14 protein-coding genes and 1 tRNA gene are annotated in these 17090 nt (G+C 73.3%); 7 read left to right on the top strand and 8 right to left on the bottom strand.

Going from position 1 to position 17090, the window contains the following annotated elements; translation table 11 throughout:
• Positions 1-5: 5 nt before the first annotated feature.
• The 3 genes from ACFWTC_RS10200 to ACFWTC_RS10190 all read right to left on the bottom strand — a co-directional run bounded on the left by ACFWTC_RS10200 (position 6) and on the right by ACFWTC_RS10190 (position 4210).
• A complete protein-coding gene (locus tag ACFWTC_RS10200) occupies positions 6-911 on the bottom strand; it encodes a polysaccharide deacetylase family protein (protein WP_383919721.1) in 906 nt (301 codons plus the stop codon).
• A gap of 17 nt (positions 912-928) precedes the next feature.
• The gene (locus ACFWTC_RS10195) at positions 929-1759 is read right to left on the bottom strand and encodes a PPK2 family polyphosphate kinase (protein WP_383919760.1); all 831 of its coding nucleotides are present in this window, start codon (positions 1757-1759) and stop codon (positions 929-931) included.
• Positions 1760-2821: 1062 nt separating this feature from the next.
• Positions 2822-4210, bottom strand: coding sequence for an alkaline phosphatase PhoX (locus ACFWTC_RS10190; protein WP_383919724.1), 1389 nt, complete (start codon positions 4208-4210; stop codon positions 2822-2824).
• Positions 4211-4392: 182 nt separating this feature from the next.
• Between ACFWTC_RS10190 and ACFWTC_RS10185 the strand changes: the two genes are divergently transcribed.
• The gene (locus tag ACFWTC_RS10185; protein ID WP_384028891.1) at positions 4393-5034 is read left to right on the top strand and encodes a GNAT family N-acetyltransferase; all 642 of its coding nucleotides are present in this window, start codon (positions 4393-4395) and stop codon (positions 5032-5034) included.
• Between the two features lie 161 nt (positions 5035-5195).
• Here the strand turns inward: ACFWTC_RS10185 and ACFWTC_RS10180 are convergent, their stop codons facing one another.
• Together ACFWTC_RS10180 and zapE are read right to left on the bottom strand one after the other, a co-directional pair.
• Entirely contained in the window at positions 5196-5621 is a 426-nt protein-coding gene (locus tag ACFWTC_RS10180; protein WP_383919730.1) for an OsmC family protein, read from the bottom strand.
• A 61-nt stretch (positions 5622-5682) separates the two neighbouring features.
• Positions 5683-6738 carry a cell division protein ZapE gene (zapE, locus tag ACFWTC_RS10175; protein ID WP_383919763.1) on the bottom strand — a complete coding sequence of 352 codons (1056 nt, stop codon included), beginning with the start codon at positions 6736-6738 and terminating at the stop codon, positions 5683-5685.
• 96 nt (positions 6739-6834) lie between these two features.
• Between zapE and ACFWTC_RS10170 the strand changes: the two genes are divergently transcribed.
• From ACFWTC_RS10170 to ACFWTC_RS10145, 6 genes are all read left to right on the top strand, one after another.
• Positions 6835-7617 carry a pyrimidine reductase family protein gene (locus tag ACFWTC_RS10170; protein WP_383919732.1) on the top strand — a complete coding sequence of 261 codons (783 nt, stop codon included), beginning with the start codon at positions 6835-6837 and terminating at the stop codon, positions 7615-7617.
• Between the two features lie 137 nt (positions 7618-7754).
• On the top strand, positions 7755-8222 hold the full coding sequence (locus tag ACFWTC_RS10165; protein WP_384028889.1) for an indole-3-glycerol phosphate synthase: 468 nt from the start codon (positions 7755-7757) through the stop codon (positions 8220-8222).
• A gap of 79 nt (positions 8223-8301) precedes the next feature.
• The gene (gene murC, locus ACFWTC_RS10160) at positions 8302-9705 is read left to right on the top strand and encodes a UDP-N-acetylmuramate--L-alanine ligase (RefSeq protein ID WP_384028887.1); all 1404 of its coding nucleotides are present in this window, start codon (positions 8302-8304) and stop codon (positions 9703-9705) included.
• A 15-nt stretch (positions 9706-9720) separates the two neighbouring features.
• Entirely contained in the window at positions 9721-10128 is a 408-nt protein-coding gene (gene msrB / locus ACFWTC_RS10155; RefSeq protein WP_383919741.1) for a peptide-methionine (R)-S-oxide reductase MsrB, read from the top strand.
• Positions 10129-10351: 223 nt separating this feature from the next.
• Positions 10352-12412 carry a phosphocholine-specific phospholipase C gene (locus ACFWTC_RS10150; RefSeq protein ID WP_384028886.1) on the top strand — a complete coding sequence of 687 codons (2061 nt, stop codon included), beginning with the start codon at positions 10352-10354 and terminating at the stop codon, positions 12410-12412.
• A gap of 101 nt (positions 12413-12513) precedes the next feature.
• Positions 12514-13269: an alpha/beta fold hydrolase gene (locus tag ACFWTC_RS10145; protein WP_383919747.1), complete on the top strand. Its 756-nt coding sequence runs from the start codon at positions 12514-12516 to the stop codon at positions 13267-13269.
• Between the two features lie 90 nt (positions 13270-13359).
• Here ACFWTC_RS10145 and ACFWTC_RS10140 read toward each other — a convergent pair whose 3' ends face one another.
• The 3 genes from ACFWTC_RS10140 to ACFWTC_RS10130 all read right to left on the bottom strand — a co-directional run bounded on the left by ACFWTC_RS10140 (position 13360) and on the right by ACFWTC_RS10130 (position 17066).
• A complete protein-coding gene (locus ACFWTC_RS10140) occupies positions 13360-14007 on the bottom strand; it encodes a hypothetical protein (protein ID WP_384028884.1) in 648 nt (215 codons plus the stop codon).
• A gap of 309 nt (positions 14008-14316) precedes the next feature.
• The gene (locus tag ACFWTC_RS10135) at positions 14317-16353 is read right to left on the bottom strand and encodes an RICIN domain-containing protein (protein ID WP_383919095.1); all 2037 of its coding nucleotides are present in this window, start codon (positions 16351-16353) and stop codon (positions 14317-14319) included.
• Positions 16354-16993: 640 nt separating this feature from the next.
• Positions 16994-17066 (bottom strand) — tRNA-His (locus ACFWTC_RS10130).
• Between the last annotated feature and the right edge of the window lie 24 nt (positions 17067-17090).

The raw sequence follows: 17090 nt of genomic DNA, 5'->3' as shown, positions 1-17090 counted from the left end.
CCCCCCTAGGTGCCGATCAGCTCGGACACCTTCACGAAGCGGTAGCCCCGCTTGCGCAGCTCCGGGACGATCTTCCGGACGGCCTCCTCGGTCACCGGGGCGGCGCTGCGCGTGCAGTGCATGACCACCACCGAGCCCGGCTTGACCCCGGCGAGCACCTGCTCGGCCACGGCGTCCGGGTCCTTCGCAAAGGCGTCCCCGCTGACCACGTCCCACTGGACGGCCGTGATCCCGGCCGTGGACAGGGCCCGCAGGGACCGGTCGTCGTAGCAGCCGCCGGGGAAGCGGAAGTACGGGACGGTGTTGACCGCGCCCGCCGTGCGGAAGGCGGCGAAGGCCCGGTCCACGTCGGCCCGGGCGGCAGCCGCGTCGAGCGCGGGCAGCCCGTAGCAGGGGGACGTGAAGGCGTGGTGGCTGTAGGAGTGGTTTGCGATCTCGAAGTTCGGGTCGGTGCCGATGGACTTCGCCTGGTCCGGGTACTCCTCGGCCCAACGTCCCGTCATGAACACCGTAGAGGGCACCTTGAGGGTGCGCAGCGCCGAGATCAGCGCGGGATTGTCGAAGTGCTCCCCGTCCGCGGCCCGCGGCCCCTGGTCGGAGGTCATGTCGGCGTCGAAGGTCAGCGCGACGGTCTTGTCGGCCTGCTGGCGCGCCCGTTCGAAGACCGGGGTCAGACCGTTCGGACCGGGCGCCATGGTCGGGGGCTTGGCCGGCGGGCCGGCCTGCGGGGCGGACGGGCCGGGGGCGGCGGACGCCGTCCCGGACGGGGAGGCGGGGGCGGAGTCCGTCGCCGCCGGCGTGCCCATGCGGGCTTCGCGTCCGGCGTCCGACGTGCCGGTGCCGCCCCCGCAACCCGCGAGGGCGGCACCGAGCGCGGCTACGGCTGCCGCTTTGCGCACAGAAATAGTCACGCAGGCAAAATATATGACTATGTGGCAATCAGACGTGCACGGCACTCCTCCACGTCGAAATCACCCTTCGGGTACTGCGGACCGATGGCCTCCAGGTGCTCCAGCAGCAGCTGGCTGATCGCCCAGTTGCGGTACCACTTGCGGTCCGCGGGGACGACGAACCACGGTGCGGCGTCCGTGGAACACCGCTCCAGGGCCTTCTCGTAGGCCTCCTGGTACGCGGGCCACAGGCCCCGCTCTTCGATGTCGCCCTCGCTGAACTTCCAGTGCTTGTCCGGGTTGTCGAGCCGCTCCAGGAGCCGCTCGCGCTGCTCCGCGTAGCTGATGTGGAGGAAGACCTTCACGACGGTCACGCCGTCGTCCGCGAGGGTCTGCTCGAACCGGTTGATCTGCCCGTACCGGCGGCCGAGCACACTGCGCGGCACCAGTTCGCGGACGCGGGCGATGAGGACGTCCTCGTAGTGGGAGCGGTCGAAGATGCCGATCTCGCCGGGCTGGGGGAGGGCCTGCGTGACGCGCCAGAGGAAGGGGTGGCTGTGCTCCTCGGGCGTGGGCGCCTTGAAGGCCCGGATGCGGCAGCCGGACGGGTTGAAGTGGCCGATGACGTGCTTGACGGTGCCGCCCTTGCCGCTGGTGTCCATGCCCTGGAGGACGAGCAGGACGCGGCGGCGGCTGCCGGCGGTGCTGGCCGCGTAGAGCCGCTCCTGGAGGGAACCGAGCCGCTCCGCCATGGCGGCGGTGGCCGTGGTCCCCGCCGCCTTGTCGGTGGGTCCGGCGAGGGTGGCACGGGGGTCGAAGCGGCGCAGGTCCACCCGCTCGCCCGCCGGAACCCGCAACACCTCCCGCAGCTCCGGGCCGGCCCCGGCTCCGGGCCGCTCCCGCCGCTCTCCGCCGTCGGCCTCCGGCCCGGTCCCGCGGTGCTCCGCCTCGGGCCGGTCGGTGACTGCGGCCCTGGCTTCGGCCTTGACCTTGGCTCTGCCCTCGGCCTTCTCGGCTCCGGCGGGGTCCGCCTCCGGCCGGTCGCCGACCTCGGTCCCCGCCTTGGCCTTGGCCTTGTCCTTGGTTTTGCTCTTGCTCTTGCTCTTGGCTTTGGCCTTCCTGGTCCCCGCGTCGTCCGCCTCCGGCCGGTCCGTGGCCGTGGCCCCGGGGCGGGTCCCGTCGTCCGCGTCGGGTCGGTGGTCGGTGGCCCTGACCTCGGTCTTGTCCTCGGTCCTGGCCTTGACCTTCTTGGCCTCCCTGCCCTTTCCCTTGCCCTTGCCCCGGGCATCCTTGGCCTCAGCCGTGGCGTCGCCCTTGCCCTTGGCCTTGCCCTTGGTATCGGGCCGGGGACCGTCGTCGCCCTTCGGCCGGTCCGGGGACTTGTCCTTGCGCTTGCCCTTGGCCTTCGGCTCGGTGCCGTCTCCGGTCTTCGGTCCGGGCCCGGCCGCGGACCGGCCCCTGGCCTTGCTGCCGGCCTTCGGCCCGTCCGGTGCCGGGACCTCGCCCTCGGGAGGGGCGCCGACGTCGGCCTTCGGCCCGTCCGGTGCCCCGGTCCGGGCCGTGCTGCCGGCTGCGTCGCCCTCGCCCTCGCCCTTGGCCTTGCCCTTGTCCCGGCCCTTGGGCTTCGGCCCAGGCCCCTTCGCGGGCTTGCCGGTGGCCTCGGGCGCGGTTCCGGCCGTGCCCTTCCCGGAGGTGGCCCTGCCCTCCGGCTCCGGCTGGGGCTCGGCCTCCGGCCGGGTCCGCTTCTTGCCGGCCGGGGTCTTCCCGCCCCGGTCGGCCGGTTCGCGGGCGTCCGGGACTTCGGGGCCGTCCGGGTCGGGCTGCCGCTTCTGCCGGTCCGTGTGCTTCTTTGCCACGCCACCTACCCCCATCGCATCGATTCCGTTCGATCTTCCCTCCGATCGAACGGAATCGCGACGTGGCGGCCGATGTCAGCGCCAGGGGCCCGTCACCGCGAACGTCGTCCCCGGGGCGTAGGCGTTCACGTACATCGTCCGGCCGTCGGGTGAGAAGGTGACCCCGGCGAACTCGCCCCACTCCGGCGCCCCCGGCCGCCCGACGTCCTGCGCGTTGCGCGCGACCGGGTAGACCTCGCCGCCGACCGTGACGCCGAAGACGTACTGCGCCCCGCCGCCGTCCTCGCACACCATCAGGCCGCCGTCCGGCGCCAGGCAGATGTTGTCGGGGGAGTCCCCGGGCAGGACCGTGTCCGAGGCCGGGCCGAAGAGGACGTCCAGCCGGAGCCGGCCGCGCCGCGGGTCGTAGGACCACACCTGGCCGTGGTGGTCGGCGGCCGATCCCTCGCGGTTGCGGGCGTAGCTGGAGACGAAGTGCACCCCGCCGTCACCCCAGTAGCAGCCCTCCAGCTTCTGCGCGTGGGTGATCCCGCCCGGCCCGAAGTCCTGGAGCCGGATCGGGGTCGCGGCCGCCCCCGGGTCCGGTACGGGCACCCACAGCGCCGGGAACTCCGCCCCGGGCTCGTCCACCACCGACAGGTCGGCCAGCCCCGGTACGCGCAGGGCCTCCAGGGCGCCGCCCGCCCGAAGCGAGCCGGGGCCGCCGAGGGGCCGCTCGGGCAGGAAGCGGTAGAAGAGCCCGAACGGCTCGACGAAGGCGTCCTCGGTCTCGTAGACGATCCCGCTGTACGGGTCCACGGCGACGGCCTCGTGGGCGAACCGGCCCAGCGCGGTGAGCGGGAAGGCCCCCGAGCGGTGCGGGTCGGCGGGGTCCACCTCGAAGACGTAGCCGTGGTCCAGTGTGTAGCCGGAGGTGCCGGCGCGGTCCTCGGTCTCCTCACAGCTCAGCCAGGTGTTCCAGGGGGTCCGCCCGCCCGCGCAGTTGACGGCCGTACCGGCGAGGGCGACCCGCTCGCCGACGACCCGGCCGGCGCCGTCGAGCTCCAGGACCGTGCAGCCGCCGAGCGCCTGCGGGTCGTACGTCAGTCCCGCGACGGCGGGGACGCGCAGGGCGGCGGTGGCGCGGTTCTCGTGGTTGCGGACCAGCCGGACCCGGTTGCCGCCGCCGGCGGAACCGTCACCGAAGCCGACGCCACCGCCACCGCCAGCGGAGAAGGCGGCCATGCCGTCGCAGTTCGCCGGCACGGGCCCCTCGCCGGAGCGCAGCGGGTCGCCCGCGCGGGAGAGCACCCGGTAGGAGAACCCGGCGGGCAGGTCGAGCAGCCCGCGCGGATCGGGCAGCAGCGGCCCGTACCCCCGGCCGGTGGCCCGGGCGGCTCCGGCGCCACCGGTGGACAGGGCGCCGAGCGCGCCGGTGAAGGCGATCCCACCGGCGGCGAGCAGGCTGCGGCGGGTGACGGACATCGGCAACTCCCGGCGGCGTTACTGGAGATGTGAACGGCCCGTGCTACCACGGCGGCCCGCCCGCCGGGGGCCGACGCGAGCGCTCCCGGCCGGGTGTCACACCACCGTGTCCGCGGGTTCCGCCGCCCGGCGCCGGTGGAAACGCACTCGACGTCCGGGCGCGGATTCGGCAGGCTCCTTCCATGGAAAGCGACGTCTGGCCCCTGTACGGGCTGCGCATCACGACCCCCCGGCTGGAGCTGTGCCTGCCGGACCTGGCGGGCCTGGCCGAGCTGGCGGCGGTCTCGGCGGACGGGGTCCACGATCCCGGGCGGATGCCGTTCACCGTGCCGTGGACCGACGCGGCCCCCGCGGAACGGGGGCGGGCGGTGTTCCAGCACGTGCTGGGCACCGTCGCGGGCTGGACCGTGCGGGACTGGACGCTGAGCCTGGCGGTGCGGTGCGAGGGGACGCTGGTCGGCCGCCAGGACCTGTCCGCCGCCGAGTTCGCCGTCACGGGCGAGGCGCACACCGGCTCCTGGCTCGGCGCCGTCCACCAGGGCCGGGGCATCGGTACGGAGATGCGCGCGGCGGTGCTGCACCTGGCGTTCGAGGGGCTCGGTGCGCGGAGCGCCACCTCGGCCGCGATGACGGACAACGCGGGCTCGCTGCGGGTCTCGGAGAAGCTGGGCTACCGCCCGGACGGGCTGGAGACGGTCTCCGTACGGGGGACGGCGCGGACCCTGCGGCGGTTGCGGCTGGACCGCGCCGACTGGGAGGCCCACCGCACGGTGCCGGTGGAGCTGGCGGGTCTGGACGGGTGCCGCGGGCTGTTCGGACCGTAGCGGCGCACCGGCCCCGCAGCGGCGGCCTCGGCCCCGCAGCCCCGGCCCCGCAGCCCCGGCCCGGCGCGCCCCGGCCCGGCGTGTTACCGCCGGGCCGCAGCGGCGAACGGTGCCGGCCCGCGAACCCGGCCGGACCGGCTCCGGCCGTCAGAGCAGTTCCGTCAGAGCAGTTCGGCGGAGAGCGTGATCGTCGTGCCGGTCAGGGCCTGGCTGACGGGGCAGTTCTTCTTGGCGTCCTCGGCGGCGGCGGCGAAGCCCTCCGCGTCCAGGCCGGAGACCTCGGCGCGCACGGTCAGGTGGACGCCGGTGATGCCCTCGCCGGGCTGGAAGGTGACGTCGGCCTTCGTCTCCAGGCGGGTGGGCGGCGTGCCCGCGCCGTCCAGGGCGTGGGAGAGCGCCATGGAGTAGCAGCTGGAGTGGGCGGCGGCGATCAGCTCTTCGGGGCTGGTCTTGCCGTTGGCCGCCTCGGCGCGCGAGGGCCAGGAGACGTCGTACGAGCCGAGACCGGAGGAGTCGAGGGTGACGACACCCGAGCCCTTGAGGAGGTTGCCTTCCCAGACGGTGTGCGCGTGACGCGTGGTGGCCATGGTGGATCCCTTCGCAGAAGTGGGAACGGCCGGGCCGCGAAAGGGCCCGACCGTGCCAAACCTACTGGGACACCAGGGGCTTCGCGTCGCGTGCCAGCGCGGTGAGCCGCGAGATCGCCCGGAAGTACTTCTTGCGGTAGCCGCCGTTCAGCATCTCGTCGCTGAACAGGCGGTCGAACGGTACGCCCGAGGCGAGGACCGGGACCTCCCGGTCGTACAGCCGGTCGGCGAGCACCACCAGCCGCAGCGCCGTCGACTGGTCCGGCACGGGTCCGACCTCGGTGAGGCAGACCGCCGAGAGCCCGTCCGTCAGCGCGCCGTAGCGGCTGGGGTGGACCCGGGCCAGGTGCTCCAGCAGGGCCGGGAAGTCGTCCAGGCTCGCACCCGGGGTGGCGTACGCGGCCTTGGTGACCTGCTCCTCGGAAAAGGGGGCCGGCGCCTCCGGGAGCCCCCGGTGGCGGTAGTCCTGGCCGTCGATCCGCAGCGGCCGGAAGTGCGCCGACAGCCCCTGGATCTCCCGCAGGAAGTCGGCGGCGGCGAAGCGCCCCTCGCCGAGCTTGCCGGGCAGCGTGTTGGAGGTGGCGGCCAGCGCCACGCCCTGCTCGACCAGGCGGCTGAGCAGCGAGGACACCAGGACGGTGTCGCCCGGGTCGTCGAGCTCGAACTCGTCGATGCACAGCAGCCGGTGCCCGCCCAGGGTCTGCACTGTCTGCTGGAAGCCGAGCGCGCCGACCAGGTTGGTCAGCTCCACGAAGGTGCCGAAGGCCTTGAGCGCCGGTTCGGCCGGGGTGGCGTGCCACAGGGACGCGAGGAGGTGGGTCTTGCCGACGCCGTAGCCGCCGTCGAGGTAGACCCCGCGGGGGCCCGTCGGGGCCGCGGGCTTCTTCGCGAACCAGCGGCGCTTGCCGGAGCCGGTCGCGTGGGCGCCGCCGAGGCCGGCGGCGAAGCCGCTCAGCACGGTGACGGCCTCGGACTGGCTCGGCTGGGCCGGGTCCGGGTCGTAGGTGTCGAAGCGCACCGAGTCGAAACGCGGCGGCGGCACCATCTCGGCCACCAGCCGTTCGGCGGGCACCCGGGGCTCACGGGCACACAGCGCCTGCGGGCCGGCGTCGGCTATGGGAGGCCGGTCGGCGGGCCGCCCGGCGGCTGAACCGGAGGTGGAGAGAGAGGTCGACACAGCACTCAACTCTACGGGGCGTGGCACACTGCACCGATGCGACGCCTGTTCCCTGTGACCGATCAGACACCGGCCCCACCCCGGGATCCGGCCGACCGCGCATGGTCGCTGGACGAGCTGGCGGAGGCGTACGCGTACCCCTCCCTCGGCGCCGGTGAGCACTGGCTCCGGGCCAACATGGTCTCCACCCTGGACGGGGCGGCCCAGCACGACGGCCGCTCGCAGCCGATCTCCGGCGAGACCGACATGCGGATCTTCGGCACCCTGCGGGCGCTGGCCGATGTCGTGGTCGTCGGTGCTGAAACGGTTCGCCAGGAGGGGTACCGGCCCGCCCGGGCGCGGGACGCCTTCGCGGCCCGGCGCGAGGCCGCGGGCCAGGGGCCGGCCCCCGCGATCGCGGTGGTCACGGCGAGCCTGGACCTCGACTTCACCCTGCCGCTCTTCACCTCGCCCCTGGTCCCGACCCTGGTCGTCACCGGGGCCGGAGCGCCCGCCGACCGCGTCGCCGAGGCGGTCGATGCCGGCGCCGAGGTGGTGGTGGCGGGCGACGGGTCCGGCGTGGACCCGGCGCGGGCGGTACGGGAACTGGCCGGGCGGGGGCTGCGCCGCCAGCTCACCGAGGGCGGACCCCGGCTGCTCGGGCAGTTCGTGGCCGCCGACGCGCTGGACGAGCTGTGCCTGACCATCTCGCCGATGCTCACCGCGGGCAGCGCCCAGCGGATCTCCGGAGGCCCGTCGGTCGCGGTTCCGCACCGGCTGGCGCCCGCTTGTGTACTGGAAGAGGCCGGGTTCCTCTTCACGAGCTACCGTCGGATCTGACAAGGGGCGGAATTTGTCGTTCCGCTTCGCTTCCGCTGGGCATATACCTGCGCAAGCCCCGTGCAACGGCGGGGCAGGATGGTTTCCGCAGGGGCCGGCCCGCCAGCCGGCCTCGGCCCATGAAGGAGAGGGCGTCCGTGTTCACGAGCGTATTGATGATCGAGCAGCCGCTGACCACGGTGGACGTGGACTTCGTCACCAGCCTGCACGGAGACGACGCGGTCTCCTTCGTCGTCCTCATGCAGCCCCGGGGTGACCAGGACCGACTGCTGCGCGCCATCGACGACGTAGCGCTCGGTGAGCTCCCCGAGGCGATCCGCGAGGGCGACGAGCCCGAGGGCGACGCCGCACAGGGCCCCGCCGCACACGCCCTCACGCACTCCCTGAACGCCCTGCGCGGCAAGGGCGCCAAGGCCACCGGGCAGATCATCGGGCGGCACCCCCTCGACCGGCTGAAGGACGTCGTCGAGGAGACCGGGGCCGACGAGGTGATCGTCCTGACCGCACCGCACTTCGTGGAGGAGTTCTTCCACCGGGACTGGGCCTCCCGCGCCCGCCACAAGGTGGGCGTTCCGGTGCTCAAGCTCTTCGCCCACAACGAATAGGCTGGGCCCGCGCCCCGCAGCGCGAACGCGGACGCGCACCCCCGTAGGACACGCACGATCGATTCCTGGAGCGACCTGAATGAAGCCCGGCCTGCCGACCGCCATGGAACGGCCCCACTTCATCGGCATCGGCGGCGCCGGCATGTCCGGCATCGCGAAGATCCTCGCCCAGCGGGGCGCACAGGTCGCCGGCAGCGACTCGCGCGATTCGGAGACCGCCCAGGCGCTGCGCGCGCACGGCGCCGTCGTCCACATCGGGCACGCCGCCGGCCACCTCGCCGACGACTCCACCTGCGTGGTCGTCTCCAGCGCCATCCGCGCCGACAACCCCGAGCTGGCCCGCGCCGCCGAGCTCGCCATCCCCGTGGTGCACCGCTCCGACGCCCTCGCCGGCCTGATGGACGGCCTGCGCCCGATCGCCGTCGCCGGCACGCACGGCAAGACGACCACCACCTCGATGCTGGCGGTCTCCCTGTCGGCCCTGGGCCTGGACCCCTCGTACGCCATCGGCGGAGACCTGGACGCCCCCGGCTCCAACGCCCACCACGGCGAGGGCGACATCTTCGTCGCCGAGGCGGACGAGAGCGACCGCAGCTTCCACAAGTACACCCCGCAGGTCGCGATCATCCTCAACGCGGAGCTCGACCACCACGCGAACTACGCGTCGATGGAGGAGATCTACGAGTCCTTCGAGACCTTCGTCTCCAAGATCGTGCCCGGCGGCACCCTCGTCGTCGCCCACGGCCAGGCCGGCGCCGCCGAGATCACCCGCCGGGTCCGCGGCAACGACGGCCTGAACGTCGTCACCTACGGCGAGGAGCCGGAGGCCGACGTCCGGATCACCAAGATCACCCCGCGCGGTCTGGCGAGCGAGGTCACCGTCGTCATCGGCGGCCGGATGCTCACCTTCACCGTCTCCGTCCCCGGCCGCCACTACGCGCACAACGCCGTCGCCGCCCTCGCGGCCGGCGTAGCCCTCGGCATCCCCGCGCACAACCTGGCCTCCGCCCTCGGCAAGTACACCGGGGTCAAGCGCCGCCTCCAGCTCAAGGGCGAGGCCGCCGGCGTCCAGGTCATCGACTCCTACGCGCACCACCCCACCGAGATGACCGCCGACCTGGAGGCCATCCGCGGCGCCGCCGGGGACGCCCGCATCCTGGTCGTCTTCCAGCCCCACCTCTTCTCCCGCACCCAGGAACTGGGCAAGGAGATGGGCCGGGCCCTCGCACTGGCCGACGCCTCCGTGGTCCTCGACATCTACCCGGCCCGCGAGGACCCGATCCCCGGCGTCACCAGCGAGCTGATCATCGCCGCCGCCCGGGCCGCGGGCGCCGACGTCACCGCCGAGCACTCCAAGGAGGCCGTCGCCGACGTCATCGCGGGAATGGCCAAGCCCGGTGATCTCGTTCTCACCATGGGCGCGGGCGACGTCACGGACCTGGGACCCCGGATCCTGGAAACGATCGCCCGGCTGTCGAACTGAGGGAGCGGGAACGTCATGGCGTACGAGGTCGAGAAGACGGACGAGCAGTGGCAGGCCGAGCTGACCCCGGCCGAGTACCAGGTGCTGCGCCTCGCGGGCACCGAGCCGGCCTTCCGCGGTGAGTACACCGACACCAAGACGGAGGGCGTGTACTCCTGCCGCGGCTGCGGTTCCGAGCTGTTCCGCTCGACGGAGAAGTTCGAGTCGCACTGCGGCTGGCCGTCCTTCTTCGACCCGAAGGACACCGACGCGGTCGAGCTGGTCCACGACCGGTCGCACGGCATGGTCCGCACCGAGGTCCTCTGCGCCGCGTGCGGCTCCCACCTGGGCCACGTCTTCGAGGGCGAGGGCTACCCGACCCCCACCGACCAGCGGTACTGCATCAACTCCATCTCCCTGCGGCTGACCCCCGCGCAGAGCTGAGGCAGTCCTCAAGGGTCCGGCCCGGGTTCCAGCCCCGGGACCGGGCCCTTCGGACGTCCAGGACCACCGGGTGGGCGGGCTGGTCCGTGCGTTCCTCCCGGCAGGGCCGTCCGTTCTCCCGCTGTACGGCCCGGCGTCAGCCGGGGATCGCCGTCCGGCCCCCCTGGGCCGCTGTCCTTGGGGCGCCCCTCGACTCCCCCCTCACCCCAGAGGTCGTCCCGCCATGGCAGAAGTCAACCGCCGCAGGTTCCTCCAGATCGCCGGCGGCACCGCCGCCGTCGCGATGCTGAACGAGAGCATCGCGCGGGCCGCCGCCATCCCGGCGCAGGGTGCCACCGGGACGATCCAGGACGTCGAGCACGTCGTCGTCCTCATGCAGGAGAACCGTTCCTTCGACCAGTACTTCGGGTCGATGAAGGGCGTACGTGGCTTCGGCGACCCGCGGCCGGTCCTCCAGGACAACGGCAAGTCCGTCTTCCACCAGTCCAACGGGACGAAGGACATCCTCCCCTTCAACCCGCAGGTCGACGACCTGGGCATGCAGTTCGTGGAGGGGCTCGACCACGACTGGGCCGGCGGGCACCAGGCCTACAACAACGGCAAGTACGACAAGTGGGTCCCGGCCAAGACCGCCACCACGATGTCGCACATGACCCGTGACGACATCCCGTTCCACTACGCCCTGGCCGACGCCTTCACGGTCTGCGACGCCTATCACTGCTCCTTCATCGACGCCACCGACCCCAACCGCTACTACGTGTGGACCGGGCACACGGGCAACGACGGCACCGGCGGCGGCCCGGTCCTCGGCAACCAGGAGGCCGGCTACGGCTGGAAGACCTACCCCGAGCGCCTGGAGTCCGCCGGGGTCTCCTGGAAGATCTACCAGGACGTCGGCGACGGCCTGAACGCCGCCGGCCACTGGGGCTGGATCAGCGACGCCTTCCGCGGCAACTACGGGGACAACTCCCTGCTCTACTTCAACTCCTACCGCAACGCCCAGCCGGGCAGCGCCCTGTACGAGAAGGCCCGTACGGGCACCGACGCCAAGGCGGGCGACGGCTACTTCGACCGGCTCCGCGCCGACGTGCGGGCCGGAACCCTGCCCCAGGTCTCGTGGATCGCGGCGCCGGAGGCCTTCAGCGAGCACCCGAACTGGCCCGTCAACTTCGGCGCCTGGTACATCGCGCAGGTCCTCGACGCCCTGACCTCCAACCCGGACGTGTGGGCGAAGACGGCCTTCTTCATCACCTACGACGAGAATGACGGCTTCTTCGACCACGTCGTCCCGCCGTACCCGCCGGCGTCCGCGGCCCGGGGCCTGTCCACCGCCGACGTGACGCGCGACCTGTACGCCGGCGGCGGCGGATACGCGGCCGGGACCTACGGGCTCGGCCCGCGCGTCCCGATGATCGTCGTCTCCCCGTGGAGCAAGGGCGGGTACGTCTGCTCGGAGACCTTCGACCACACCTCGGTGATCCGCTTCATGGAGAAGCGATTCGGCGTCAAGGAGCCCCACATCTCCCCGTGGCGGCGCGCGGTCTGCGGCGACCTCACCTCGGCCTTCGACTTCACCCGGTCCGACGCCGCCCCGGTCGCGCTCCCCCCGACGGACGGCTACCTCCCGCCTGACCGCAACACCCACCCGTCGTACCACCCGGTGCCGCCGGCGACGGGCGCCCTGCCCAAGCAGGAGGCGGGCTCCAAGCCGACCCGTCCGCTCGGCTACAGCCCCTACGCGGACGGCAGGGCCACCGTGTCCACCGGCAAGTTCACGCTGACCTTCGCCGCCGGTTCCACCCTGGGCGCCCACTTCCACAGCACCTCGGGCAACCGTGCGGACGGGCCCTGGCCCTACACCGTCGAGGCGGGCAAGACCCTCTCGGACACGTGGAGCACCAGCGCCTCCACCGGCAACCAGGTCAACCTCACCGTCTGGGGCCCGAACGGCTTCCTGCGCACCTGGAAGGGCCCGGCGAAGAAGGCCGGCCCCGAAGTGACGGCGCGTCACGCGGACGCGAGCGGCAACCTGGTGCTGAGCCTCGCCAACTCCGGCGCGGCCGCGGTCCACCTCACCGTGACGAACTCCTACGGGGGCGCCGCCCAGACCTTCAAGGTCAACCCGGGCGCCACCGTCGCGCACACGGTGGACCTGCGCACCACCGGCCGCTGGTACGACGTCAAGGTGGTCTCCGACGCCGACGCCACCTTCCTGCGCCGCTTCGCGGGCCACGTGGAGACGGGAGCCCCGGGCGTCTCCGACCCGGCGCTCAGGACCGTCTGACCGGTCCGCCGCGGCCGGCGGCGGATTCACGGTGTGATGGTAGGTCCGGTGGGCAGTACGTACGGCGTCGGCATCTCCACCCCGTCACCGAGGGAGAACGCATGGCCATCGCCCATCGCAGGATCGGCACCGGACCCGTCCGCGTCATCGTGCTGCACGACTGGTTCGGCACCTGCGCCACCTGGGGATCCGTACTGGACCACCTGGACCCGGAGGGGTTCTCGTACGCCTTCCTCGACTGCCGGGGCTACGGCGACCGGCGGGACGTGGCGGGCCGCTACAGCCTCCCCGAGATCGCCGACGACGTCCTCGAACTCGCCGACCAGCTGGGCTGGGACACCTTCTCGCTCCTCGGCCACTCCATGGGGGGCAAGGCGGCGCAGCAGGTGCTCGTACGGGCCCCCGAGCGCATCGAGAAGCTCATCGGGGTCGCGCCGGTCCCGGCCGCGCCCTACGCGATGGACGACGCGACCCACGCCCTCTTCCACGGAGCCGCCGAGGACCCCGACAAGCGCCGGACCATCCTGGACCTGGTCACCGGGCACCGTGCGAGCCGTCACTGGCTGGAGCGGATGGTCGCCCATTCGCTGGCCGCGTCCCGGCCCGAGGCCTTCGCCGGCTACCTCGCGAGCTGGCAGCCGCTCGACTTGTCCTGCGCCGTCAAGGGCAACACCGTGCCGGTGCTCGTCCTGGTGGGGGAGTACGACCTCGCGCTGACCGCCGAGGTCATGCGGGGCACCTGGCAGGCGTGGTACCCGAACTGCCGGATCCGTACCCTGCCGGGCACCGGCCACTACCCGCCCCAGGAGACCCCGGTGGCCTTCGCCACGGCGGTCGAGGCCTTCCTCGTGAGCTGAGCCCGCCCGCTCCGGGGCCTTCGCCGTTCGGCGGACCCCGGTGGGGGACGGGGTCCGTACGGTGGCGCGCCGGCGGGACGGCCGACACCCCTAGCGCAGGCGGCGGGCGCGGCGGCGGCGCAGGAGGATGCCGGCGGCCGCGCCGGTCAGCGCGGTGACCGCGACGCCGGCCGTGGTCCACCACAGGGCCGGACCGGAGGCGGCGGGCTCGGCGGCGTCCGACGCGGGCGCGCCGGACTGCGGCGAGGAGGCGGTCGGGGAGGCGGCCGCCGTGGGCGTCGTGGCGGAGGTTCCGGTGGCCGTCGCGCCGGTGGCCGCGGTACCGGCGGAGGGGCCGGCGGCCGACGGCGCGGGCGCCGGGTCCACCACGGGGACGCCGACTTCGAGCTCGCCGTGGCCGAGGGCCGGGAAGCCCACGTCGACGCTGACCTTCCAGGTGCCGGGCGGCAGGGCCTCGGCGGTGGTCCAGCCCGCCGGAGGGGCGAGCGGGTCGCGGATCAGGCGAAAGGGCCCGAGCGTGCGGGTGCCGTCGACGCTGACCGCGTTCACGGTGGCGGCGACGGCTTCTTCGACGGCGTCCCCGTCGTTCTCCCAGGTGACGGCGGCGGTGACGCGGCCCTCGCGCTGGCCGGTGACCACCACCTTGACGGTGTCGCCGTGGGCCAGTGCGGGTGCGGGCGCCAGGAGGATCAGGCCGAGGGCGGCCACGAAGGCCGGGAAGACGGATCTGGTACGCATCGTTGCGGTGCTCCGGGTGGGGTGAGGGGTCGGGGGGGGGGCGCCCCCCGGGGGGGCCCCCCCCGGGGGGGGGGGGGGGGGGGGGGGGGCGCGGGGGGCCGCGGCGCCCGCCCCCGGGGCGGGGGGGGCGGGGGGGGGGGGGGGGCCGCCCGCGGGGGGCCCCCCCGCGACCGCCGGCCCGGCCGTCGGCCCCACCGGCACTCCGTCAGGTCGGCCGGTGGATCCGTCGGTCGGGCGGGGCCGGACCGTCGGCCGGGCTCGGGTCAAGGGGCATCGGCCGTGTCGTCGGTCGGTCCTTCGGGCAGGCCGTCAGCCGGCCTTCTGGACGGTCCAGAGCTGCGCGGCACCGCCGTCCGCGCGCTGGAGGTCGAGCAGCCAGCTCCCGTAGTACGGGCGGCGGCTCACGGTGAGGGCGAAGCCGCCCCCGGGGTCCGTGACGGTCACCGCGCCGCCGCGGGTCGTCAGCCGCCAGGACTGCGCCGCGTCGGTGCCGCACGGGCGCTGGGCGACCCACATGCCGGCGGAGGGGGCGCCGCCCGGCTGCAGGCACTTGCCGGACGCCGCGGACCGGATGCGGACCTGGCCGCCGCCCGCGTCGTCGAAGTACCACTGCTGCTGCGCGTACCCGTTGGCGCGGGAGCCGACGAGCACGGTGCCGTCGGCGGTACGGCCGCCCCACAGTTCGGCGGCCATGCCGGTGCTGCCGTTGCCGAGGGTGTAGCGGCTGCCGGGGGTGGTGGCGCCGCCGCCGGCCTTCGGGGTCTTGAAGGAGGCCGCCTTGCCCGGACCGCTGTCCCGGCCGGAGCCGTCGCGCACGGACACGGTCACCTTGTACGTGGTGTCCGGCTTGAGGCCGTGGATGCGCAGGACCTGCGACTGCACCCAGGTGAGGTGCTTGCCGTTGATCAGGACCTGGTACCAGGCGGCGCCCTCGACCTTGGGCCAGCTCACCACGACCGAGGTGGACTGGACCTGGGCGGCCGTCACGGCCGGTCCGCCGCCGGGCTTCTCGGTCGGGGTCGGCGAGGGCTTCTTCGTCGGGCTCGGGGTCGGGCTCGGGCTCGGGTTCGGACCGGGGTCGGTGCCGCCTCCTCCGCCGCCCTTCGTCTTCATCAGGAACCGGTTGTCGGCGATGTTCCAGTGCGTGGCCAGGTAGCTGCCGGCCTTGGGACTGGTGTGGAAGTAGTCGTCGTGGTTGCAGTCCAGGATGTTCTCGGCGGCCTGGTTGGTGCAGACGTTGCGCATCTTCGGGTAGTTCGGCGAGTCCGAGTAGCACATGACGTCGAACTCGTCGGTGCAGTGCGCGCCGAGGCTGGTGTTGGGGGCGCTGTTGTTCACCGCGCCGAGGTTGTGGCCGAGTTCGTGCGCCGCCGTGTGCCCGCCCCAGCACCCGGAGTCCGTACGCCCGTAGGACGGGCCGAAGTTGCTCTGGTTGTTCTGTCCGGGCCGCTCGTCGCCGGCGAACGTGCCGATGCCGCAGTAGACCTGGGTGTCGGCGAAGATCATGTACTTGCGGTCCCGGCGGTCCAGGCCCTTGCCGGCGAGCGCGGCGTTGGTGGCGCTGAACTCGGACAGTGCCGAGTCGGGGAGCTCGATGTTGAGCACCGCCGGCGTGCAGTCCGCGTTCGTCACGTAGCGGATGTGGCGCACGCCGCCGGTCTCCTGGGCGCTCGCCGAGTAGATCAGGTCGGCGTCGGCCGCCCACTTGCGGAACGAGGCGGCGTACTGGGAGAACCGGTCACGGCCGGGGCCGTGGACGTACACCACCTGGACGCGGTTGCCGGTGGTGCCGTCGCCCTCGCACTGGACGGTCTGGCCCGCGGGTCCCGCGGCCACGGCGCGCTCGCCGGCCGAGGGGGCGGCGGCGGGCGCGGGCGCCGAGTCCTTGGTGGCGGCCGCGTCGGCGGCGGGCGCGTCCTGAGGACGCCCGCCGTCCTGCGTGGCGGCCGGGTCCTCGGTCGCGGGGCGGGACGGGTCGGCGGCCGCCGCGGTGGTGGCGACGGCCGGCGGTATCTCCTTCTTGATGTCGACGCCCTTGGGCGGGGCGTCGGGTCCGTGGGTGCACAGTCCGGCCTCGGTGCGGTAGACGCCCACGCACCGGTCGCCCTTCGGAGCGGCCTTGAGGCCGTCGTAGACCATCCCGCGCGCGTTCTCGTTGGCGGGAGCGGCCGGGATCGGCTCCGGCTCCTGGTCCCGGGCGGCCGCGGCGGCCGGTACGACCGTCTCCGCGTCGGCCCCCGAGGCCTGCGCGGGGGCCGCGGCCTGGGCGCCGTCGCCGATTCCGGAATAGGCGATACCCGCCGCGATCACGGCCGCTGTGGCCGTGGCGGCGGTCAGGAGTATCAACCGCCGGGGTCTGCGCCGGTGTTCCCGCCGTCTGCGTCCTGTCATGCGCACCTCAAATAGTGATCGGAGTGACTGGGTCCGCGGAAGCCTGCCAGACGTACGCGCCGGAGAATTCGGACAAAGGGGTGCGTGGCCCGGGAAATCATTCCGTTACCTGTCCGTCTGATTTGACGAACACTCAATTAGCTTTACCAGGTGCCAAGTTGAGGTAATAGTGCCCTAATGGTCCAGGCCTTCATCGGGTCGTTGTTATCGAATCGAAATAATCAGGGAAGGTCTATTGACTGGAATTCAGTCGGGGATTCACCTAATTACTACCTGCCGAATTGCCTCCGTCACGACCCGTGAGGAACCGGCCGGACATCGCGGTCGATCCGCGGCAGACGGGACGATCGCCGGTCCGGCCGTCCTCCGGCCGGACGGCTTCCGCATCGGCGTCGGGCGTCGGTGGCGCGGGCGATGGCGCCGACGGACGTGCCGACGGGCATGACGGCCGTGCCGGACGTGCCGACGGACGGGGCGGCCGTGGCCGGTGATCCGGCCGGGCGGGGGAGGGGACGTGCGCGGAGTGCCGCTCCCGGACGTGGAAAAGCCCCTGGCGGGTACGAGGAGGACCTCGTACCCGCCAGGGGATCAACAGGGTGAGTGACGGGACTTGAACCCGCGGCCACCTGGACCACAACCAGGTGCTCTACCAACTGAGCTACACCCACCACGAAGGGTGGCGGACCACCCGT

It is taken from the genome of Streptomyces sp. NPDC058619 (assembly GCF_042717785.1).
Lineage (GTDB): Bacteria > Actinomycetota > Actinomycetes > Streptomycetales > Streptomycetaceae > Streptomyces.
This window is presented reverse-complemented; position numbering and strand designations above follow the sequence as displayed.